Source organism: Erwinia sp. CGal63 (genome assembly GCF_037026505.1).
GTDB lineage: Bacteria > Pseudomonadota > Gammaproteobacteria > Enterobacterales > Enterobacteriaceae > Erwinia.
This window is the reverse complement of record NZ_JAKUMN010000001.1, coordinates 24678-46370: the sequence shown is the minus strand read 5'-3', so window position 1 is coordinate 46370 and position 21693 is coordinate 24678. Positions and strand designations below refer to the sequence as shown.

General features: G+C 55.1%; 22 protein-coding genes and 1 tRNA gene. 13 read left to right on the top strand and 10 right to left on the bottom strand.

Annotation, left to right across the window (positions count from 1 at the left end):
• Positions 1–8: 8 nt before the first annotated feature.
• Both ccmB and ccmA read right to left on the bottom strand, forming a co-directional pair.
• Positions 9–668 (bottom strand): heme exporter protein CcmB, encoded by a 660-nt coding sequence (gene ccmB / locus MKZ79_RS00235; protein ID WP_336139095.1) that lies wholly within the window; start codon positions 666–668, stop codon positions 9–11.
• Positions 665–1279, bottom strand: a complete 615-nt coding sequence (gene ccmA, locus MKZ79_RS00230) for a cytochrome c biogenesis heme-transporting ATPase CcmA (RefSeq protein WP_336139094.1) — start codon at positions 1277–1279, stop codon at positions 665–667. Before ccmA ends, ccmB begins: the two co-directional genes overlap by 4 nt.
• Positions 1280–1520: 241 nt before the next feature.
• Here ccmA and MKZ79_RS00225 point away from each other — a divergent pair, with 241 nt between their 5' ends.
• The 3 genes from MKZ79_RS00225 (at position 1521) to MKZ79_RS00215 (ending at position 4640) form a co-directional block, all read left to right on the top strand.
• On the top strand, positions 1521–2486 hold the full coding sequence (locus MKZ79_RS00225; protein WP_336139093.1) for a formate/nitrite transporter family protein: 966 nt from the start codon (positions 1521–1523) through the stop codon (positions 2484–2486).
• 718 nt (positions 2487–3204) lie between these two features.
• Complete coding sequence (locus tag MKZ79_RS00220; RefSeq protein WP_336139092.1) at positions 3205–4323, top strand: glycosyltransferase family 9 protein; 1119 nt, start codon at positions 3205–3207, stop codon at positions 4321–4323.
• A gap of 242 nt (positions 4324–4565) precedes the next feature.
• A tRNA-Arg gene (locus tag MKZ79_RS00215) sits at positions 4566–4640 on the top strand.
• A gap of 358 nt (positions 4641–4998) precedes the next feature.
• On the opposite strand, the gene MKZ79_RS00210 is transcribed toward MKZ79_RS00215, so the two are convergent.
• Positions 4999–5232, bottom strand: a complete 234-nt coding sequence (locus MKZ79_RS00210; protein ID WP_336139091.1) for a putative hemolysin — start codon at positions 5230–5232, stop codon at positions 4999–5001.
• Between the two features lie 190 nt (positions 5233–5422).
• Here MKZ79_RS00210 and MKZ79_RS00205 point away from each other — a divergent pair, with 190 nt between their 5' ends.
• The 3 genes from MKZ79_RS00205 to MKZ79_RS00195 all read left to right on the top strand — a co-directional run bounded on the left by MKZ79_RS00205 (position 5423) and on the right by MKZ79_RS00195 (position 7883).
• Positions 5423–5749 carry a hypothetical protein gene (locus tag MKZ79_RS00205; protein ID WP_336139090.1) on the top strand — a complete coding sequence of 109 codons (327 nt, stop codon included), beginning with the start codon at positions 5423–5425 and terminating at the stop codon, positions 5747–5749.
• A 117-nt stretch (positions 5750–5866) separates the two neighbouring features.
• On the top strand, positions 5867–6079 hold the full coding sequence (locus MKZ79_RS00200; protein ID WP_336139089.1) for a hypothetical protein: 213 nt from the start codon (positions 5867–5869) through the stop codon (positions 6077–6079).
• Positions 6080–6263: 184 nt separating this feature from the next.
• On the top strand, positions 6264–7883 hold the full coding sequence (locus tag MKZ79_RS00195; RefSeq protein ID WP_336139088.1) for an NAD-dependent malic enzyme: 1620 nt from the start codon (positions 6264–6266) through the stop codon (positions 7881–7883).
• Positions 7884–7924: 41 nt separating this feature from the next.
• Here the strand turns inward: MKZ79_RS00195 and MKZ79_RS00190 are convergent, their stop codons facing one another.
• Positions 7925–9841 carry a methyl-accepting chemotaxis protein gene (locus MKZ79_RS00190; protein WP_336139087.1) on the bottom strand — a complete coding sequence of 639 codons (1917 nt, stop codon included), beginning with the start codon at positions 9839–9841 and terminating at the stop codon, positions 7925–7927.
• A 288-nt stretch (positions 9842–10129) separates the two neighbouring features.
• Here MKZ79_RS00190 and MKZ79_RS00185 point away from each other — a divergent pair, with 288 nt between their 5' ends.
• Entirely contained in the window at positions 10130–11374 is a 1245-nt protein-coding gene (locus MKZ79_RS00185; protein ID WP_336139086.1) for a mechanosensitive ion channel family protein, read from the top strand.
• A gap of 210 nt (positions 11375–11584) precedes the next feature.
• Positions 11585–12802, top strand: a complete 1218-nt coding sequence (locus MKZ79_RS00180) for an L-lactate MFS transporter (RefSeq protein ID WP_336139085.1) — start codon at positions 11585–11587, stop codon at positions 12800–12802.
• A 108-nt stretch (positions 12803–12910) separates the two neighbouring features.
• On the opposite strand, the gene MKZ79_RS00175 is transcribed toward MKZ79_RS00180, so the two are convergent.
• Positions 12911–13792, bottom strand: a complete 882-nt coding sequence (locus MKZ79_RS00175) for an SMP-30/gluconolactonase/LRE family protein (protein WP_336139084.1) — start codon at positions 13790–13792, stop codon at positions 12911–12913.
• A gap of 289 nt (positions 13793–14081) precedes the next feature.
• Between MKZ79_RS00175 and MKZ79_RS00170 the strand changes: the two genes are divergently transcribed.
• Entirely contained in the window at positions 14082–14213 is a 132-nt protein-coding gene (locus MKZ79_RS00170; RefSeq protein ID WP_336139083.1) for a hypothetical protein, read from the top strand.
• Positions 14214–14322: 109 nt separating this feature from the next.
• Here MKZ79_RS00170 and MKZ79_RS00165 read toward each other — a convergent pair whose 3' ends face one another.
• The 3 genes from MKZ79_RS00165 to MKZ79_RS00155 form a co-directional block, all read right to left on the bottom strand.
• Complete coding sequence (locus MKZ79_RS00165) at positions 14323–14610, bottom strand: hypothetical protein (protein WP_336139082.1); 288 nt, start codon at positions 14608–14610, stop codon at positions 14323–14325.
• Between the two features lie 318 nt (positions 14611–14928).
• Positions 14929–15387 (bottom strand): universal stress protein, encoded by a 459-nt coding sequence (locus MKZ79_RS00160; protein WP_336139081.1) that lies wholly within the window; start codon positions 15385–15387, stop codon positions 14929–14931.
• A 12-nt stretch (positions 15388–15399) separates the two neighbouring features.
• Positions 15400–16182: an IclR family transcriptional regulator gene (locus MKZ79_RS00155; RefSeq protein WP_336139080.1), complete on the bottom strand. Its 783-nt coding sequence runs from the start codon at positions 16180–16182 to the stop codon at positions 15400–15402.
• Positions 16183–16333: 151 nt separating this feature from the next.
• Between MKZ79_RS00155 and MKZ79_RS00150 the strand changes: the two genes are divergently transcribed.
• The 4 genes from MKZ79_RS00150 to MKZ79_RS00140 all read left to right on the top strand — a co-directional run bounded on the left by MKZ79_RS00150 (position 16334) and on the right by MKZ79_RS00140 (position 19847).
• Positions 16334–17923 (top strand): MFS transporter, encoded by a 1590-nt coding sequence (locus MKZ79_RS00150; protein ID WP_336139079.1) that lies wholly within the window; start codon positions 16334–16336, stop codon positions 17921–17923.
• A gap of 2 nt (positions 17924–17925) precedes the next feature.
• Positions 17926–18951, top strand: coding sequence for an HlyD family secretion protein (locus MKZ79_RS00145; RefSeq protein WP_336139078.1), 1026 nt, complete (start codon positions 17926–17928; stop codon positions 18949–18951).
• Positions 18952–19058: 107 nt separating this feature from the next.
• Entirely contained in the window at positions 19059–19193 is a 135-nt protein-coding gene (ypdK, locus tag MKZ79_RS21205; RefSeq protein ID WP_442897111.1) for a membrane protein YpdK, read from the top strand.
• Positions 19194–19424: 231 nt separating this feature from the next.
• Positions 19425–19847 carry a hypothetical protein gene (locus MKZ79_RS00140; protein ID WP_336139077.1) on the top strand — a complete coding sequence of 141 codons (423 nt, stop codon included), beginning with the start codon at positions 19425–19427 and terminating at the stop codon, positions 19845–19847.
• Between the two features lie 156 nt (positions 19848–20003).
• Here the strand turns inward: MKZ79_RS00140 and MKZ79_RS00135 are convergent, their stop codons facing one another.
• Positions 20004–20903, bottom strand: coding sequence for an alpha/beta fold hydrolase (locus tag MKZ79_RS00135; protein ID WP_336139076.1), 900 nt, complete (start codon positions 20901–20903; stop codon positions 20004–20006).
• 39 nt (positions 20904–20942) lie between these two features.
• On the bottom strand, positions 20943–21548 hold the full coding sequence (locus tag MKZ79_RS00130; protein ID WP_336139075.1) for a TetR/AcrR family transcriptional regulator: 606 nt from the start codon (positions 21546–21548) through the stop codon (positions 20943–20945).
• Between the last annotated feature and the right edge of the window lie 145 nt (positions 21549–21693).

Here is a 21693-nt window from a genome sequence, read left to right as displayed (position 1 = left end):
TGTTATTGTTAGTGTACGCTAACCCGCAATGCCGCTGCCGTAGCGAAAGGCGCAAGGGTAGCGCTGGCTACCAGCAGCGCGCCGAGGATAGCAAGCTGGCCATTTATCGCCAGCCCCATGCCGGCTGCGTCGATGGCCGCCGAGGCGAAAATCAGCACCGGTACCGCCAGCGGCAGCACCAGCAGGCTCAGCAGCACGCCGCCGCGACGCAGCCCAACGGTCAGTCCTACGCCGATGGCGCCCAGAAAACTCAGCGTCGGCGTGCCCAGCAGCAGCGAAAGCGCCATAGCGCGCCAGGTGACGAAATCCAGCGACAGCAGCAGCGCCGCCAGCGGCGAAAGCAGCAGCAGCGGCAGACCCGTTACCAGCCAGTGCGCGATAACCTTGCCCAGTACCGTTATCGGCAGCGGCGTCGGCAGCAGCAGCAGTTGTTCCAGCGATCCGTCGATAAAGTCGTCGCGAAACAGCCTCTCCAGCGCCAGCAGCGAAGAGAGTAACGCGGCGACCCAGACGATGCCCGGCGCGATGCGCGCCAGCAGCTGCGGCTCTGGCCCGATACCCAGCGGAAACAGCGTAATCACAATCAGAAAAAACCACAGCGGATTAACGATTTCTGCGCCGCTGCGAAAAGCCACGCGCAGCTCGCGCTGAATAATGCGTCCGATCATTGCTCCGCCTCCACCAGCCGAATTTTTCGCAGCTGGCGCACGGAATCAGGCAGATCCTGATGAGTGGTCAGAATGACCGAGCCGCCATTATCGGCATGACGGCCGAACAGCGCCATCAGCTTGATCACGCCCGATTTATCAATGGCGGTCAGCGGTTCATCAAGGATCCAAAGCGGAGCACGGCTTAGCCAGAGTCTGGCCAGCGCGACCCGCCGCTGCTGTCCGGCAGAAAGCTGCGCCACCGGCACTTCTTCATAGCCCGTCAGATCGACCTCTTCCAGCGCCTGCCACAGCCTTTCTTCCGGCTCGGAAGGGTGAAAAAAGCGCAGATTTTCCCTCGCGCTCAATACCGCTTTAACGCCCGGCTGGTGTCCCAGATAGAGAAGCGCGCTGTGCCAGGCCTCACGCTGTTTGCGAATGGGCCGCTGTTGCCACAGCACGTCGCCCTGTTCCGCGCGGCTTAAGCCCGCCAGAATGCGCAACAGCGAGGTTTTTCCCGCGCCATTGGCGCCTTCGATCTGAACGATATCGCCCGGGGAAACGGTAAAATTGAGTTCGCTGAACAGCGTACGTTCATCGCGAACGCAGGTCAGATTGTGGGCCTGGAGCATCTGGTGACATCGTGCTTGTTAATAATGCGTGAAATAGTACCACAGCTGATAATGGTATCGCAGCCTGCCGCATAATACTCTGTGCTTAAGTCGACGATATTATGCCCTGTTCCCACCGTCTGCCGCGAAAAAAAGCCGCTTCGTTAAACCCTTGTTACTCTTATGCGGAAATACAGTTACATTTCAGCAACGTTAAAACCCGCTACGCTTAGGCTGGGTGCTGATAACGGGAGCAGGAAAAATGAGAAAAGATAACGGGGAAGTCGAGAGTAAAGGAAAGGAAGAGGAGCCAGAAGTCAGGCGTGAAGAAAAAGAAGAGATAGAAGTTGAGAGTGAAGAAAAAGAGGGAGAAGAGATAGAAGTGGATGAAGAAGCGCTGCCATCACGCGCGGCGGCCATCCATGAAGAGATCCGACAGGACGGCGAGAAAGAGCTGGAACGCGACGGCCTGGCGCTGCTGTTTTCCGCCATTGCCGCCGGGCTGTCGATGGGCGCCTCGCTGATGGCGAAAGGGATTTTTCAGGCGCATCTGGAGGGCGTGCCCGGCGCTTTTCTGCTGGAGAATCTTGGTTACACCTTTGGCTTTATTATTGTCATTATGGCGCGCCAGCAGCTGTTTACGGAAAACACCGTCACCGCCGTACTGCCGGTGATGCACAAACCGACCGGCAGCAATCTGGTTCTGCTGCTGAGGCTTTGGGCGGTAGTGCTGCTCGGCAATCTGATCGGCACGGCGCTGGCCTCGCTGGCCTTTACCCATATGCCGATTTTCGACGATGCGACGCGGAGCGCCTTTGTGGCTATCAGCCAGAAAGTGATGGAGAACACGCCGGGCGAAATGTTCGCCAACGCGGTTATCTCCGGCTGGATTATCGCCACGATGGTCTGGATGTTTCCCTCGGCAGGCAACGCGAAGATCTGGGTGATTATCCTGATGACCTGGCTGGTAGCGCTGGGCGATTTAGCGCATATCGTGGTGGGATCGGTAGAGGTGCTCTATCTGGTTTTTAACGGCCTGATCGGCTGGCAGGAATTTCTCTGGCCCTTCGCGCTGCCGACGCTGGCGGGCAATATTATCGGTGGTACCTTTATCTTCGCGCTGATAAGCCATGCGCAAATCCGCAACGATATGACTACGCGCGCTAAAGCAGAAGCGGAAGCGAAGAAAAAGCGCAAAAACAAGGAGAAAGCGGCGGCGGAAGAGTAGGCAGATTTGCTCTTAACACTAAACGGCAGCCTGTTGGCGGAGGCTGCCGTTACTGGCGCAGACCCTTAATTAAAAAGCGCGAAAGTCTGCATATAGAAGTTACTGGCAAAAGCCACATAGCCCAGCCACACCAGCAGGATAAGCGTCAGGGAGAGTTTCAGAGACATAGCGACCTCGTTGATAGCCATAAACAAAAAAGCAACTTTACTTGCATCTGCGCTACATTACGCCTGTCCAAAAACGCCGTTATTGATCCAGCGCAACTATCTCTGATTTCACGCACAGGATGAATTTTGATCGGTAACGTGGTTCCCGCCTGCTTATGGTTGGGTTAGCAGGTTTTATATTTGTTAACCCCAATTAGAATTTTACATGCATCTTATTGTTAACCTATAAAAATAAATTTATAAAGAACAACCTCAACAAATATCAATAATAAAAATATTACTCACAACTTTTTATTATTCCATTCCAACAAAAAGAACAAACATAAACCGCACCAATACAGCACATCTATTCCTTCTCTTAATACAGGCCTTGATTCTTGTGGCGATATTATTACCTGCTACCATAGCAATCTGCAAAAAATTATCAGTAAGGATGTAAAACAGATGTATGCCACTTATTTTATTTTAACCTGGCTTGCTATTGGATTTATTATAATCAGGTATTTTACCGAAGAAGATAAGCCTGACAATTACCAAGAGTGTCCGTACGAATGAAGTCATCTTCACCTGGTTTGCTTTATAGATTAAAAAAACTTAACAGAAAACGTAATCGGTACTTTCACGAACTGAAAAGAAGGGCCAGGCTGGTATACCTTGCCAGGCCTCTCCCTACCGCGCAAAAGAGTGAAAGATTTCCTGAAGGGATGCGAAAAATTCTTTTTCCTTTCGTTAATCTGGGAATAGGCGACGCCGTTTGCCATACCGGTCTCTGGCGGAAATTAAAAGAGGTGGGATATAGCGTACAAATTATCTCAGAGAGTCGAAGCGAGGTTTTCTTCAGAGGTCTGGATTTTATCGACGAGATTTTTATCGTCGACATCGATAATATCGACCGTCTTGAGAGAATTAAAACGGATATTGTGGTCAGTCTGTACTCCTGGATGCAGCGTAAAGAGCTGCTGGAAACCGAATTATTATCCAGAATCGACTATAGCTATGCTATCAACATCGGCGGATGGCTAAAAAAGCCTTACCATATGACGCTGGATCTGCCTGATAATTTTCATATTACCGTTCCGCAGAAGCTGCTGTTAACAAAGCTGGGGCATCCCGTTTCCGATCTACATTACCGGTTAAAACCACCGGCGGCCAGCAACGAATTTATCGCGAAGTACTTACATAAAAGCGGCGAAAGAAAGAGAGTGGTAATAAGTCCTTTCGCCAGCGTCGGGGAAAGATCTATGACGCTGCCGCAGCTTGAAGAGCTTATTGCTAAATTACGGCAGCAGGATGGGGTTAATCTGTTTATTACCGGTGAAAAACACAAGCTTGCCAGCCTGGTAAGCGATACAGATAACGTATTTATATGCGATTTCGACTCACTATGGCATACCATCGCCCTGGTCAATAACGCCGATTTGGTGATTTCGGTGGAAACGGCTATCGTTCACGTTGCCTGCGCGTTGAATAAAAAATTGGTCAGCATTTTTTATTCAACCAATATTAATTACAATGATGCGTTGCAAAGCAATACTATTTTCAAACCCATAGGGAAAGATGTTAAACAAATTATTGTGAACCGCACGACTCTGCCATTTGAGACAGATAAAGTCATTCAGGAATCATTGGCTATGCTCTCTTCCGCCGACGTCGGCGAACCTTGTATGTGAAGCCTGTGCCTGGGCCGGCCAGTTCTGGCCGGTTTTTAAACAGTAGTGAAATCGCCTACATGCTCTCAGACAACCGCTCCCCTCTTTCTGCTAATGGAAAGGACACTATTTAGCCAGTACCGAATGGGAATCAAAAACCATTGATGAATAAAAAACCCGTTCAGAAATGAAGACCTTGAGGCACAGCCCCACTTACGGTAACATACGCAGCACGATAAACGGCCAGCGTTTATCCTGGTGCTGTCTCCTTAGTTAAATGGATATAACGAGCCCCTCCTAAGGGCTAGTTGCAGGTTCGATTCCTGCAGGGGACACCATTTTTACTCTTCCCCGAATTACCCCACGTTACCAAAAGCCAGCAATCGCGCGGCCTCTACGCAAAATGGTGTTATCCAACATTACCCGGCATTGATTGATTACATCGCCCTGTTATGGGCATATCCTCAAATCGCTCAGGATTTATGCCCACACGCGCACAGTGAAGAAAATTGATGCCACCAGGCCTGCTGAAAAGTCCTGTGGGTGTACAGCTTTTCCCTTATGGGAATGGTGCGCTTTATTTTCACGGCTAAAGCAGGTCATCCCGGGAATATTGCAGGGCAATAAAACCGCGCGGCACTGCGATAATCAGCGTCATCACTCCAGGCTGAGAATGTAAATGACGCTGCGGCAGCCTCAGGATTTTTTGTGATCGCGCCGGTAGAGCGTCCACTCATCAATACGCTCGCCAGAAGGCAGCGTGCAGTAACCTGCCTGCCCTTTGGATGTTGTCACTATTTCAGTCTTACCGCCCTGCGCCACGCAGTACGCCGTCGCCGGGTTTTTCATGGTCAGCGACGCCGGTTTACCGGCATTTTGCGCGCATCCCGTTGCCAGTAACACGCCTATAAACAGCATACTCTTTCTCATATCACTCCCGTTCGGATGGCTCCGATTGCATCCTGGTATCAGGTAAAGAACAATGAATTAAGGGCAATGTCTTAGCTTAAAGCGTTGAACTTCAATGGCGATTCTCTAAGATAGCGATCGGCGCCAAAGGATTGGATCTCATTCTCACCGCTGTGCCTGCCACCGTTCGGCTAACGACAAGGAATGCTCTATGCGACCAGCTACATTTACTTTACGTCTTACCCGTAACGTCAGCCAGTTTCTGCTGCCGGATCTACGAGCGCTGCTGCCGCCGGAAAGCGTGCAGTTTTTCTCTAACGAGCTGGACGAAGAGTGGCACTACACGCTGCTCTGCGTACAAAGTGATAACACCTGCTCGCTGACGGTTTCCGCCATTCTGGTCTGGCATCAGCTACAGCGGATCCGCGTTATGCGCTACAGTTCGCTGCAGCAGCGCCAGCTGGATCTCGACGGCGCTTCCTCCACGGAAATTTATAGCCTGCTGCTGGCGCCTGGCGCAGTACTTTACCTCTCCTGAGGCCGATACAGCCTGGATTTAACGCCCTTCTGCTGCGGTATTCCGCTGATTGGTTTTTGCGCGCCCGGCGTAAACTGGGCGCAAAGTTTACTGGAAAAACCGTACCGGAGTCCCCGCATGTCAGAGAAAGATCCTGTTGTAGAACGTCTTACCGTCGAGCTGCTCGCGCTCAGGCAAATCGTGCAGATGCTGATTGCCTATGGCAATGTGCCGACCGGCGGCAAGCTGAATAAATACCTGCAAAAAGTAGCCGACGATACGGAACAGCGCGAAGATCATCGCGGGCCGAACAAAGCTATCGCGGAAGCGATTCGCAGCTATATCAAATAAGCCAGTTGCTCTCTCGCCTCACTTTGCGCCCACGTTAAATTTGTCCGCTTCCTCAAACCTCGCTCTGGCGAGGTTTTGCCGTTGCTTTCCTTTGATTTTGTTACATTTCCATTCCTGCAGCCTTGTCCGCTTTCAACCAGGCTTAGGGTCATGCGACTTGCTTTTTGACCAGGAAAGAAATGTGATGACCAATAACTATTGCCTGCTAAACACCGCCGCCCAAAACAAAGATACGGCTTTCAGCCAGCAGGAAAGAGCGGATGCGCGGCTGGAGGGACTGCTGCCGCCGACGGTTGATTCGCTGGAAACGCAGATGCAGCGCGTGCTGGAGCATCTGGACAATAAACCTGACGATATCGAAAAATATATCTATCTGCAGGAGCTGGCCGACCGCAACGAAACGCTGTTTTTCGCCACGCTGATGTCCGATCCCGTTACCTTTATTCCGCTGGTTTACGATCCCACTATCGCCGAAGCCTGCCGGAAATATGGCCACCTCTATCGCCGCCCGAAAGGCATGTATCTGACCCGGCAGATGAAGGGCCGCCTGAAGGAAGTTTTACGTAACTGGCCGCAAAAAGAGGTGCGATTTATTTGTGTTTCATCTGGCGGACGTATTCTTGGCCTGGGCGATATCGGCGCCAACGGCGCGCCCATTCCGGTTGGCAAACTCCAGCTCTATACCGCCTGCGCCGCCGTGCCGCCGCAGGGGCTTTTGCCAATTCATCTGGATATCGGCACCGGCAATGACAAGCTCAGGGAGGATCCGCTCTATACCGGACTGCGGGAAACCAAGCTGGGGCAACAGCAGCTGGACGAGCTGCTCGATGAGTTTGTCGCCGCCGTAGAAGACGTTTTCCCGGGTTGCTGTATTCATTTCGAAGACTGGGAAGGTAACGATGCTATTCGCTATCTGCAGCGCTATCAGCAGCGGGCGCTGGTTTATAACGATGATATTCAGGGCACCGCCAGCGTCGTGCTGGCGGGTTTGCTGACCGCGCTGGAAACCACCGGCGGTGAGCTTGCCGATCAGCGCGTACTGTTTGCCGGCGCGGGCTCGGCGGGCACCGGTATCGCTAATATGTTGGAGGAGGCAATGACGCAGGAAGGCGCCGATCGCGATGAGGCGCGGAAAGCTATTACTCTGTTTGATAAAGAGGGATTACTTACCGCCGACCGCGACGACCTGAATCCGTCACAGCAGGTTTATGCCCGTAAGATGTCGTCGGAAAAGGATCTGCAAAAAGTCGTGGAACAGGTAAAACCGACCATGCTGATTGGCGTCAGCACTCAGGGCGGCCTTTTCAGCGAAGGCGTAGTGAAAGCGATGAGTGAGCTCAACGAGCGGCCCGTTATTTTTGCGCTTTCTAATCCTACGGAAAATGCGGAGTGTACGGCTAAACAGGCCTACGAGTGGAGCGATGGCAAAGCGCTGTTTGCCGCAGGCGTACAGTTTGGCGAAGAGAAGATCGGCAATGAAACGCGCTATCCCGGCCAGGCGAATAACTTCTATATTTTCCCGGCGGTAAGTCTGGCTATTTATGCGGCCAGGCCAACGCGAGTGGATGACAGGCTGTTTATCGAGGCGGCGCGCCTGTGCGCAAAACAGGTCAGCAAGGCGGATCGGGAGAAAGGCAAGCTCTATCCTTCCCAGGCCGATATCGTTAATACGGAGCTGGCTATCGCTACGGGTCTGGTGCGCTATTTGTTTAAGCACGATCTGGCGGGCGTGAAGAAGCCGGAAGACATTGACGGCTGGATGCAGTCGCTGCTTTATCAGCCGCGCTATGTTTCAAGCGCTTAGCCCTGAAAACCCGGCGTTGCGCCGGGTTTGTTACAGGCTGCTTAAGCGACTCTGAAAGAGGATATATCCTGCGCCAGCTGCGAAGCTTCCGTACGCAGCGCCTCGGTGTTCTCTGCCGTCTGCGTGATCAGCAGTAAGTTCTGCTGAATGCTGCGCTCCATCTGCGATACCGCCAGCGTCACCTCGCTAATGCCTTTACTCTGCTCGTCGCCCGCCACGCGGATTTCGCCCACGACCTCTTTGACTTTCAGCACGTCGTTGACCAGACCCGCCAGCCGCTCGCCCGCGCCTTCCACCAGCCGACTGCCGGCCAGCACCGTGGTATCGGATTCGCTGATCAGCGCTTTAATCTCCTGCGCCGCAGAGGCGCTGCGCTGCGCCAGCGCGCGCACTTCCGACGCGACCACGGCAAAACCACGCCCCTGCTCGCCAGCCCTCGCCGCCTCCACCGCCGCGTTCAGCGCGAGGATGTTGGTCTGAAAGGCGATGCCGTCAATTACGCTAAGGATTTCGCCTACCCGACCTGAAGAAGCCTTGATCGAGGACATGGTGGCGATAACCTGGCTCATGACTTCGCTGCTGCTGCGGGCAATCTGCGCCGTCTGTTCAGTAAAGGAATCCGCCAGTCGCGTGTTTTCCGCGTTCAGCTGCACCGTGGCGTTCAGCTGCTCCATTGCCGCCGCGCTCTGCTCCAGCGCCGCAGCCTGGTCGCTAATTTTGGCGGAGAACGCCTGGTTGCTTTCCGCCAGCGAGCTGGCGTTGGCGGCTACGTTAACGCCGCTGGCCTGCACGCTGGTGATGACGCCTGCAATTTTATCGACAAACTGGTTAAACGACACGGCAATTTCCGCCAGCTCATCTTTGCCGGTCGTCGCCAGCCGCCGGGTTAAATCACCGTCGCCGTTGGCGATTTCGTCCAGCGCCGCGCGGGTAGACTCCAGCCTTGCCGCCAGACGACGGGCGAACAGCCAGACCAGCAGCAGCAGGATCAGCAGCGCCGGGATCAGCACGATAAAGATATCCTGCAGGATATTATCCGCCAGCGCGGTCACTCTGGCCTCTGGCGTCACCAAACCAATAACCCAGCCGGTCTCCGCCATTTTAAACAGCGTGACCTGCGCGTCCTGGTTCAGCACGCCGTCCTGAATGTGGTTCAGCGTGGTGGTGGTTTTGTTTTCCGCGACGCCTTTTAGCACCGGCGCCAGCCAGGGTTTTTCGGCCGCCAGCGCGCTGAATTTTTTCAGCGCCTTATCTTTGCTGCCGGGGAAAAAGAGTACATTGCCCGCGCTGTCCAGCGCGAAAGCGTAGCCGCCGGTAAGATTGCCGTGGCTCTGCATAAAGCCGGAAAGGTTATCCAGCAGGACGTCAAAAGTCGCCACGCCGGCGAAGCGGTCGCCCTGAGTATAAGGCACGCTACAGGTCACCATGTTCACCTGGGAAACCGGGTCCTGGTATACTTCCGACCAGTCGCATTTATTGCGCGGCGCTTCGCGGGCCGAGGTGTACCAGCTTTCGTTATGGTAGCCAGCGCCGCCTTCGTTGTAGCCGTCAGAGTAAGCCAGCGCGCCATCCGCGCCGCGCGACCAGAAAAAGCTGCGGCGGGCGACGCCTTCGCTAAAGGCGTTGGGTTCAGGCCAGATGCCGCCGCCCGCAATGCTTTTATCGCCTTTGCTGTCGATAATTTGCGGCAGCACGCTTTTAAACAGCGCTTCCTGATGCGGCAGCACTTCCGCCAGGCGCGCCATGCTCACCACTTCGCCCTCTATGCGCAGCAGCTGCTGGTTAAGCTGACCTACGATATTTTCGCCGGTTTGCTGGATCATGCTGTCGCTGGCGGCCACAACGCGCGGCTGTCCGCGCAGGGTAATGGCAAACCAAACCAATAGCATGGTTAACAGCAGCATCGAAATGCCGCCAAAGATCAATTTCCCTGACAGACGAACTGGTATCCCCGGCATAATAAATTCCTTACGTCAAAGCAGCGGCAGAACCGAGCAGATATAGGTATCAGCGACTGATATCGTCGCTTCCTGCGGTTATCGGCACGACTGGCTAAAACCTGAGCAGAGCCGCTGCTGCCAGCGGCGTCTTCGGCAGCATAAAGTTCTGAGGAAAATCCGATTTGATTTTGCCGCGGCGGCCAGGCTACCCTGACGCCGCGCAAAGCGCCTGTTTTTCGAGCGTAACGCACGATTTTTGCGTTTTGCGCCACTCCGGACCAGCCTTACTAAAGGGAACTCAACGCTATGCACCACTTTATTCTCGCGCAGCTCAACGCCTTCAAGGTGCCCTACGCGCCGCCGATCGCGCTGTTCGCTGTGTTAGTCATCATTCTACTGATCTCGCTTATCGCCCACGGCGTGCTGCATCGCGTGCTGCTGCCTTTGCTGCGGCGTATGGCGGATAACTCGACTCGTCAGTGGCCGAAGTCGCTGATTGACAACAAGCTCTTCAGCCGTTTTGCGCTGCTGATGCAGGGTATTTTTTTACAGATCCAGCTGGAGCTTTTTCTCGCCGGTCATGAGCCGATCTACAGCGTGCTGATGATCCTCAGCGAAGTCTGGGTGATGACCTTTGGCCTACTGATGTTCTTTTCGCTGCTGGATATTTTTCTGGAGCTCTCCGAAGAGAGCGTTATCGCCCGGCAGATGCCGCTACGCGGCATTTTTCAGAGCCTGAAGCTGATCGCCGCGCTGCTGGTGGCGCTGATGATTATTTCCGTGCTGATCGGCAAATCGCCGCTGGTGCTGCTGACCGGCCTCGGCGCAATGACCGCGGTGCTGATGCTGGTGTTTAAAGATCCTATTCTCGGGCTGGTGGCCGGTATACAGCTCTCCGCCAACAATATGCTCAAGCTGGGCGACTGGCTGGATATGCCGAAATATGGCGCGGACGGCTCCGTGGTCGATATCGCGCTGACCACGGTGAAAGTGCGCAACTGGGATAACACCATCACCACTATTCCTACCTACGCGCTGATTTCCGACTCGTTTAAAAACTGGCGCGCGATGTCGGAATCGGGCGGTCGCCGCATCAAACGCAGCATTAATATCGATACCACCAGCATTCATTTTCTCAGCGAAGAGGAGATGGCGAAGCTGAAGCGCGCGCAGCTGCTGACGCCCTATCTGGAAAGCAAAATGCAGGAAGTCTCGGCGCATAACGCCGGTCTGGATACCAGCACGCCGCTGAACGGCCGCCGCATGACCAATATCGGCACCTTTCGCGCCTGGCTGGAAGCCTGGCTGAAGGCGCATCCGCAGACGCACAAAGGCATGACGCTGATGGTACGCCAGCTGGCACCGGGCGCGGACGGCCTGCCGCTGGAGATTTACGTGTTCACCAACACCACGGTCTGGCTGGAGTATGAAAGGATCCAGTCCGATATCTTTGACCATATCTTCGCCGTGCTGCCGGAGTTCGGCCTGCGCGTTCATCAGACGCCGACCGGCAACGATCTGCGCAATCTGCGTATTCAGTCGACGGACTAAGCCTTTCGGCGGGCGCTTGCGCGCGTCCGCCTCTTCTCCTCTCTGACTTTTTGAGCGCTGGATGCTGCCGCAGCTCATTTCGCTCTGCCGTTTATTCCGCCTTAGCGGCATTTCATTCCCGAATGACGGCAGTTCATGCCCTTCTGCAACCGCGCCGGAAAAACCCGCATTATTCTGTGCTTAATTTCTTAATCTTTCCGGGAGCATCCCATGAGCACACAACCCGTTACTTCCCGCGTTCGCTGGCTCACGCTGGCCGGCACCATTATTACGCAGTTCGCGCTTGGCTCGGTCTATACCTGGAGCCTGTTCAACGGCCAGCTCTCCCAAAAGCTGGAAGCCTCGGTCAGCCAGGTCGCCTTCTCATTCGGCCTGCTGAGCCTCGGGCTGGCCGTGGCTTCGTCGCTGGCCGGCAAACTTCAGGAACGTTTCGGCGTGCGTAACGTCACTATTGGCGCGGGCCTGCTGTTAGCCTTTGGCTTTTTCCTGACCTCGCACGCCGATAACCTGTTTATGCTCTATCTGAGCGCGGGCGTGCTGGTCGGGCTGGCCGACGGCGCGGGCTATCTGATGACCCTCTCCAACTGCGTGAAGTGGTTTCCCGAACGCAAAGGCGTGATTTCAGCCTGCGCTATCGGCGCTTACGGGCTGGGTAGCCTGGGCTTTAAGTTTATCTGCAGCTATCTGCTGAGCGTCAACAGCCTTGAAAACACCTTCCTGATTTGGGGCGGCATCGCGATGACGATGATTATCGCTGGCGCGCTGCTGATGAAGGATGCGCCGAAACAGCAGGCCGCAAGCGGCAGCGTCAACAATGCCCGCGATTTTTCGCTGGCGCAGGCGGTGCGCCAGCCGCAGTACTGGATGCTGGCGGTCATGTTTCTGACCGCCTGTATGAGCGGGCTCTATGTGATAGGCGTGGCTAAAGATATCGGCGAAGGCCTGGTGCATCTTTCCACGCAAACCGCCGCCAGCGCCGTGACGGTTATCGCCATCGCCAACCTGAGCGGTCGTCTGGTGCTGGGCGTGCTTTCTGACCGGGTAGCGCGTATTCGGGTAATTACCCTGGCGCAGCTGGTGTCGCTAACAGGAATGAGCATTCTGCTCTTTACCCATATGAGCGAAAGCACGTTCTTTATTTCCGTGGCCTGCGTCGCCTTCAGCTTCGGCGGCACCATCACCGTTTATCCTTCACTGGTTAGCGACTTTTTTGGCCTGAACAACCTGACCAAAAACTATGGCCTGATTTATCTGGGCTTCGGCATCGGTAGCGTGCTCGGCTCTTTGATCGCTTCGCTGTTTGGCGGCTTTGTGGTGACCTTCAGCCTGATTATGACGCTGCTGGTTCTGTCGCTGATTATGTCGCTGACCATCCGCCTGCCGAACGCGCAGGAGCAGGAAACAATGCAGCAGGCGCAGACGCTGTAGTTTGTCGTTCTTTGCAGGAAGACAAGATCGGAGTTGATGACAAACTCATTCCGTGTGAACAGGTAGCCTTAGCAGTAAAAGGCCGGGCCGCAAGCCCGGCCTTTGCCGTTACGTCATACGATAAAGCGGCTCTGGCAGACCAGCCACGTCCACTTCTACGGCGAAAACGTCACCGGACTGCGGATAAGCCGCCAGCTCCTCTGCGCTGCGATCCTCACGCGAGCTGGTGATGTAGAGCGTTTTGAGATCCGGGCCGCCGAAAGCGATCATGGTCGGCCAGCGAACCGGCAGCGGGATCTCGTCGACGATCTCGCCGGTCGCCGGATTCAGCCGAATAACGCGGGAACCGTCAAACATCGCCGACCAGTAGAAGCCTTCGCTGTCCACCGCTGCGCCATCCGGCAAACCGCCCTCTTCCTGCACAAAACGCTTCAGCACTTCACGCGGGCCGATATCGCCTTTCTCATCGACCGGATAGCGATAGAGCACGCCGTTTGGCGTGTCGGTGTGGTACATCCACTTATTGTCGGGCGAAAAAGCCAGCCCGTTGGAGATTTTGATATCTTCCGCCTCGACGGTCAGGCGCAGATGCTCATCCAGCCGACACAGCTTGCCGCCGTTGCGATCCTGCGGCTCCCACAGGCTGCCGCACCAGAAGCGTCCGTGTCGATCCACGCGTCCGTCGTTAAAACGGCTTAAGGCCGCTTCGCCAGGGTTTTCCGCCACGCGGCGAACGATTTTACCTTCCTCATCCAGCAGGCAAACGCCGCTGCGCAGCGCCGCCACGAAGCCGCCCTGCTCGTTCAGACCGAAGCAGCCGATGTGCTCGGGCACCGGCATGACTTTATGCTCGCCGCTTCGCGGATCGAAGCGGTGCAGCGCCGGCGCCAGAATATCAACAAAGTAAAGCGTTTGTTCGCGAACTGACCAGACCGGGCATTCGCCCAGCTCCGCCTGTGCCGCCAGCACATTTTTAACCTGATAACGCATAGCATGTCCTTGTAATGAAAAGCTGTGTTAAGTCTATCGTATAAATGCTTTTTTGCCTTTATTAAGTCAAATTCAGCGCAGACGGGAGAATTCATTTAATTTAAGAACATTCTGTGTTAAAAGCGTTTGTTTTAAGCCTTCTCTTATTTCCTTCTTTAAAAATAAAAAGCAGTATGGCAGGCATGAATTATTTAGAAATATTTACTCTAATAACTCTACAAAAGCGGCATTATTCCTCCACTTTTGTTTTGTAGAGTGTTAGCTATTGGAAAGGAAGGGAGTGAACATAATGAGACTAATTAAATCCGTTGTTATTCTGGGCGTAATAACTATGCTGAGCGGCTGTATTATTCATGACGGCTATCGCGGCGGCCACCACGGCGGGCATGGCTATCATCATGGCCATCACCGGGGCTGGTAAAAAAATTATAAATGGGTGAAGTGATTTCATCCTGAAGCGGGCAGAGCCTGCACACAGCAATATAAAAATAAGATGCAGTTTTCAGGGCGGATAGTTATCCGCCCTTTTTTTAACTTTTAATGCTGTAATTACATTGATACCAGGCCTTCATTAATCCCGGCAGTCGACTCTCCTGCGGTTTAATCGGTTCCACTTTATCAAAACCGCGCTCCGCACAATAATGTTCTACGTCCTGTTCCATCGCTGTTTTGTTTACGGTTTCAGGATCAAAGCGATAGAGCACACTATTTACCGCAGGGTCTTCACCGACTTTTTCAAACGCGCCCGGCTTGCCAGAAGTGCAGCCTGTCGACAGTAATACCGCAAGCGTCAGTACGCCCGTCATTATTTTTTTCATGTTAACTCCTTTCTTTGCCGCCGCATGTTACTGAAGCGATAGAGCGACGCTATCGGATAAACCCGCTTTTGCACTTTTTTTACCGTGCTTTGCAATATTTTACCGATTGAATCGATTCAGGCTACCGTGTAGCGCGGGCCGAAAATGAATGCCAATATGATTCCAGACACAGCGACATGTCTGCGTAACACCAGGAATTTTATTTATAATTACAAGTAGTTATGCCCGCGGCGAGCGGGCTTTTTTTTGCACTGGATTAAGAAGCGGGCGCTATTATAACCCTCGCGCCCGGCGAGAAATTAACCTGAAGTGCCGTTATTAAGCGGCGTCTGAGCGGACGTCAACCAGTACCGGGCAGCTGGCGCGTTCTATCACGGCAGCGCTGACCGACCCTTTAAGCAGGCGGTTAAAGGAAGAGAGATGGCGACGGCCCATGATAATCATCGCCGCGCCGATATCGTTAGCATGCGCCACTATGGTTTCTGCGGATTCACCCGCCAGCACGCGCCCGGTGGCGCGTACGCCATTGCTTTGCAGCTGTGCCAGCGCGTAGCGAACAGCAGCCTCTGCGGTATTTTGCTCATCCAGCGCGCTGCCGAAATCGCCGGGATCTTCGCCCGCTTCTATAACGTAATCTGCGGTCGTACTGGCGTAGCTGGCATCCACACAGCAAAGCACCACTACATCCGCATCAAGCGCGCGCGCCTGCTCCGTCGCCAGAGAAACCACTTTGCGCGCCAGCGCCGAGTTATCTACCGCTACTAAAAGCTTTTTCATTTGCCGCTCCTGTCAGTCACGTAAGGCCGCTTTGCCAATCTCATCCACCAGCGCCTCTTTGCACTTCAGGATCTCTTCGCGGAAGAGCGATTCGTGCTGCTGAAAACGAGCTGAGGGAACCAGTAAGCTGATGGAAAAGCGTCCCAGTATGGTATCTATCGCTACCGCCATCGTGGAGATCCCTTCCAGCGTCTCGCCGCGATCGTAAGAAAGACCGGTGCGGCGTATCTCCTGCAGCCTGGCCGTCAGATCGGGAAAAGCTTTGACGGTGAGCTCGGTTATCGCCTCATAGGCGTCACCGACCAGCGCTCTGGCCTCTTCGTCGCTGTCCAACGCCAGCAGCGCCCTGCCGCCGGAAGTGCTGTAAAGCGGCAGATTCAGCCCGATGCGCGGCACCACGCGCAGCTCGCGGTCGGCGACCACGTAGTGCACGATAGCCAGCTGCAGGCCGCTGGCGCGGGCCAGCGAAACCGTTTCGCCCGTGGCGTCGCTCAGCGCCTGTAGCCAGGGCTGCGCAATCGCCACCACGTCGGTATGCACGTTGGCGATCAGGCGCAGCAGCGCCGGGCCGAGGCGTACGCCGCGCGCGCCCTGACTGCGTACCAGCTGTACTGAATCCAGCGCGCCAACAATTCGCTGTACGGTTGAGCGAGGCAGATCGACGGCCTGCGCGATTTCGCCCAGGCTCATGCCGTTGGGGCTGTCGCCCAGCGCATTCAGAATTTTAGCCGCGCGCGAGATAACCTGAATACCGCCGGTACGCTCCTCGTCGCGCAAAACTGTGGGTTCAGACATGAAGGCTCCTTCCTTGTTGATGACGATACTTTAGCACTCTTTTCTGTGGCTGTATCACATTGCAATACAGCTAATCACAGGTTAATATCAGCGCCCCTGTATCACCATGCAATACAGTGCATCATTCAATTTTCTCTGCGGAGCACCTGCTATGAATGCCCAACCCGCAGCGCCGGCAACCCATCCTTTTACCCTGCGTCTGACGCTGGGGCTGGTGGGCGTGCTGATCGCTGCGCTGACATCGGGGTTAAACGATCGCGTTACCGATCTGGCGCTGGCTGACGTCCGCGCCGCTATCGGCTTCAGCTACGATCGGGCAACCTGGATTACCTCGGCCTATCAGGCCGCCGAAGTGGCGGCGATGATGATCGCGCCCTGGTTCGCCGTGACTTTTTCACTGCGCCGCTTCGCGCTGGCCGTGGCCTTTGGCTTCGCGTTGACCGGCGTGCTGCAGCCTTTTGCCACGACGCCCGCATTGTTTATCGGCCTGCGCGTTATTCAGGGCCTGTTCGGCGGTGCGCTGCCGCCGCTGCTGATGACGGCGGCGCTGCGTTTTCTGCCGCCCGGCATCAAGCTGTACGGCCTTTCCGCCTATGCGCTGACCGCGACTTTCGGCCCCAACGTCGCCGCTTCGCTGGCGGCTTTCTGGACCGACGCCGTCGGCTGGCAGTTCGTGTTCTGGCAGATTGTGCCACCGATCCTGCTCGCCAGCCTGCTGATCGCCTGGGGACTGCCTCAGGATCCGCAGCGCCTGGAGCGCTTTAAGCAGATCGATCTTTTCGGCATGTTGACCGGCTGCAGCGGCATCGCGCTGATGGTGCTGACGCTGTCGCAAGGAGAACGGCTCGACTGGCTGAACTCACCGCTGATTACGGGCATGTTGCTGGCCTCCGTCGCGCTGCTGGTGGTCTTTTTTATTAATGAATGGTCGCATCCGCTGCCGCTGTTTAAGCTGCAGATGCTGGCGCGGCGAAACCTGACGCACGGTCTGCTGGTGCTGGCCGGCGTGCTGCTGGTAGCGCTATCCGGCTCCGCGCTGCCATCCGCCTATTTTGGCCAGGTCGAAGGGTTCCGCACGGTGCAGTTTGCGCCGCTGGCGCTGACCATCGGCCTGCCGCAGCTGCTGATCGCTCCTTTAATGGCTTTCCTGCTGAATATTCGCTGGATCGATTGCCGCTGGATGCTGACCTGTGGTGCGGTGTTGATGAGTCTCTCCTGCGTGCTGGGCATGCAGCTCACTGACGACTGGGCGCGACAGAACTTCTGGCTGATTCAAATTCTGCAGGCGTTTGGCCAGCCGATGCTGATCCTGCCGGTGCTGATGAGCGCCACCAGCGTGGTGCAGCCGCCAGAAGGGCCTTACGCTTCCGCCATGTTCAATACCGTACGCGGTTTTTCCAGCGTGGCGGCCGGTAGTCTGGTAGAGAATTTTCTGACGCATCGGGAAAAATTTCATTCGCACAGCCTGGTCGACCAGCTGGGCAATCGTCCGTGGTTGATGACCGCGGAGAACAGCGCCGCTGCCTCAACCATGAGGCCGCTGTTGCCCGACGGCTCGGCCAGCTCGGCGGAAAATCTCGGTCATTTCGCCACGCTGTTAAAGCACCAGGCGGTGATTCTGAGCATCAGCGACGCCTATCTGCTGCTGATTGGCTTCGCGCTGCTGCTGGTGCTGCTGACCGCCTGGCTACCCAAACGCGTCTGGCCGCCGCAAACCCTTATAACTAAAGCCGTGAGATAACTATGAGCTTCACACCTGCAAAAAGAACCCTGACGCTGGCCACGCTGCTGGTGATACTGCTGGCGATCGCCTTTTTCGTCTGGTCGGCGATGAGCCGCCACCAGGCGCGTACCGACGATGCTGTCGTGACCGCCGACTACACCGCTATCGCCCCGAAAGTTTCCGGTTATATTCGTACCGTCAACGTCGGCGATAACCAGCAGGTTAAAGCGGGCGAGACGCTGGCGACCATCGACGATCGCGACTATCGTGTGGCGGTGGAAACGGCGGAGGCCAATCTGGCGGTGAGCCAGGCGAAGCTGGCCAGCGTCGAAGCACAGCTGGAGCAGCAGCAGGCGACTATCGCGCAAAGCGACGCCGCCGTTGCCGCCAGCCAGGCAACGCTGAACTATGCCGGACAGAATGCCGATCGCTATCGCCGCCTGCTGAAAAGCGGCACCGCGACGGCGGACGAGCAGCAGAAAACCAGCGCCTCAATGCAGGAAGCTTCAGCGCAGCTGCGCCAGAGTCAGGCCGCTGCGCTGGCTGCCCGCAAAGAAGTTGGCGTGCTGCAGGCCAGCCTGCGCCAGGCCCAGGCGGATATCGCCGCATCAAAAGCCAATGTGGATCAGGCGCGCCTGAATCTCTCCTATACCGTGATCAAAGCGCCAATCGACGGCGCCGTTGGCCAACGCGCCGCGCGTCAGGGCGCCTGGGTTTCCGCCGGCACGCGCCTGATGGCCGTGGTGCCGCTACAGCAAACTTATGTGGTAGCAAACTTCCTTGAAACGCAGCTGGCTGACGTGCAGACAGGCGAAGCGGTGACCATGACCGTCGACGCGCTGCCCGGCGTAACGCTGCGCGGCCATATCGATAGCGTAGCGCCGGCGACCGGCTCTACCTTCGCCGCTATCACCGCCGATAACGCTACCGGTAACTTCACCAAAGTGGCGCAGCGTCTGCCGGTGAAAATTCTGCTGGAACCGGGCCAGCCCGCGCTGGCTCGTCTGAAGGTAGGCATGTCGGTGGTGCCGGAGCTTTCCCGCTAAAGGCGCCGATACGCCAGGCAAGTCGCTGAAAAAAAGATAATTCCTGGGCGTGTCGGCTTTATTTTGTCAGGCGTAGCGGGTAAATTAGCGGGCGAATCTGCCACAGAGTGCGGCAGTCCGGATTAGAAAAGCGCGACGGCTTCGTCTGCTACCGCGTAAAGGAGTTTGCAGTGAAATATGCATTGATGGGCATTTCATTTCTGTTTCTGGCCTGGCTGGGCACCTTTTATCTGATGCTGTAGCCTGCATGAATCATGAAAAAGGCAGGTCTAATTCCTGCCTTTTAAGTTCTGGTTTTTACACCAACCTTTTTTCCGACCCTAAGAGGTTTCCCAATGCCAGGCCACGTAAAGGGCCATTACCCGATTTCATGCAGACCGTCAGACCATGGAGCGATTTCAGATCGGGAAAAGTTTGTATAGCCACTGCTGACGGTTCTTATATGGATAAAGGAGAAGGAGGTACGTTGCCCTATGCGTAAGTTTCTTAAACTATTTGGTTATATTGCCATCGTACCAGGAGCTCTCCTGGTATACGCCTGGCCATATATTGTCATGGGCTTTGCGGAAAGTGCCAGCTATACAGAGCAGGACCAGCGAGAGTACCGTTATTATACACCTAACATTCTTAAGAACATGCCAAGAATATCCAGTCGCTATGATTTCGATTATGCCAATATTTCAGGTCAGGCGTTTCAAGTCTACGCAATTAAGTTTTACAACATAAAAAACACAGAGAAAATAGATAATTATCTGAGTTCAACAGGGTATCGAAAAAAAGAAAATTGCCATATTGAAGCCGTATGCTGGCAAGGAAAAGACCCGAAAGAAACGATAACGGTCAGCCTCTTTTCTGAACCGGATACTGTTGCAGTCGCAGTCAATCAACGCTATTAGCCCTTTAATGGAAACAATAAAAATCCCTTTTTATCATGATATCGGTTTCAGGAAAAAAAACGGATATTCCCTGTCCTGAGATGCAACTTATCGCTTTATACAGGCTAACAGCACGCAATATAAAAACGGATTCGGGCACTGACGACAGCGTGCAAACTAGAAGCCTTTGACTTTACCAATAAATTTAAGCACCGCACCCGCTACCGCCTGCGGCTGCTCTTCCGGCTGAAAATGCCCGCAGTTTTTAATCGTCTCTCCGCTGACCGCTGTCGCCCAGGGCTTTATCGCAGCGGCCATATCGGCGATCGATCCCTTATCCGCGCTTAATCCCAATACCGGCATGGTCAGCTTGTTGGTCGCCAGCAAGGCCTTGTTCTGGCGAGCGGATTGTGCGGCCGCGCGATAAAAACTCAGTCCCGCTCTTAATCCGCCGGGCGCGGTGAAATAACGCAGATAGATATCAAGGGTTTGTTCCGAATAACAGTAAGGACTGGCGCTTTTTTCCCGGAAAAACCAGGCCAGATAGTCACGCTCGCGGCCCTGTAAAAGGACTTCCGGCAGATCCGGCAGCGCATTGAAGGCAAAGTGCCAGGTCTTCCAGCTATTTTCCGAACAGGTGGGAAGAAACTCAGGCAGCGTAACGCCCGGTATACCCGCGTCCAGCAATGTCAGCGAGCTGACTTCATTGCCAAAAAGCAGAGCGTAAGGAAACGCGACCCAGGCGCCAACATCGTGCGCGACAAGGTGATAACGCGCGACGCCGAGAGCGGCGAGAAAAGCGTGCAGCCGATCCGCCACGGTCTGCGTATCATAGCCATCCAGCGGTTTATCGCTGTCGCCCTGCCCCGGCAGATCTATCGCCATCACCCGATAGCGTTCGCCGAGCGCTGGCATCACGTTGCGCCACGCATACCAGGATTCCGGAAAACCGGCGAGAAGCACAATAGTTTCCGCCGCGTCGGCGCCGCCAACCACATAGTGAAGCCTTAAATCGTTGACGCGCGCAAAGTGATGCTCAAATCCTGCCGGTGCTGGTGGCATAGCGGCTTTTTCCATAAGGACGTCCTCAAAATGGTGTGTGGGATTGGCTGACTATTAATCCAGAATTTTAAGCGCCGACGAAACCCAGGCTTCCGCGTCTGCTTCGCTGATAAAAGATTGAGCTTTTCCCAGCACTCGCATCCCGTACAGCAGCGTGATTAAGATATCCGCGATTAGCGCAGGCGGCGCGTCGTTGCCTACAGAGCCGTCGCGCTGCCCTAACGCGACCAAATCGCCGATAACCTGACGGCGTTCAGCTATCTGCTGACGCAGGATGTCATTCACGAAGGTAAAATTTTGCATCTCGGTAATACCGGCCACCATCAGGCAGCCCGCAATCCCTTCCCTGCCCTGACTCAGCGCCACGTACAGATGTAAAAGTTGGGCGATGCGGTCGCGTCCGCGGCTGAGCTGCGCCAGAGAGCTGGCGATCTGCGTTTCGCGCAGCCTGATATAACGCTGTAGCGCTTTGGCAAAAAAATTCTCTTTGTTTTCGTAAGCTTTATAAATGCTGCCGACCTTAAGCCCGGTTGCGCGCGTCAGGTCATTGACGCCAACCGCCGAATAACCGGACGAACTGAACAGTTCGATGGCTTTATCCAGCACCTTTTCCTCATCAAAAAGCCGTGGTCGCCCGCGAAGTTGTGCACCTGCCGTCATCTGTTACCCCATTTATTGAGCGATCGCTTCCTAAATAGATAAACGTAAAATACTCTGTAAGGCAAGAGAATTTTGGCGGGCCGTGGGAATAGCGGAGAGTAAAAAGCCCCGGACGGCGCGGCGTCAGGGGCTGAGGCGTTACAGA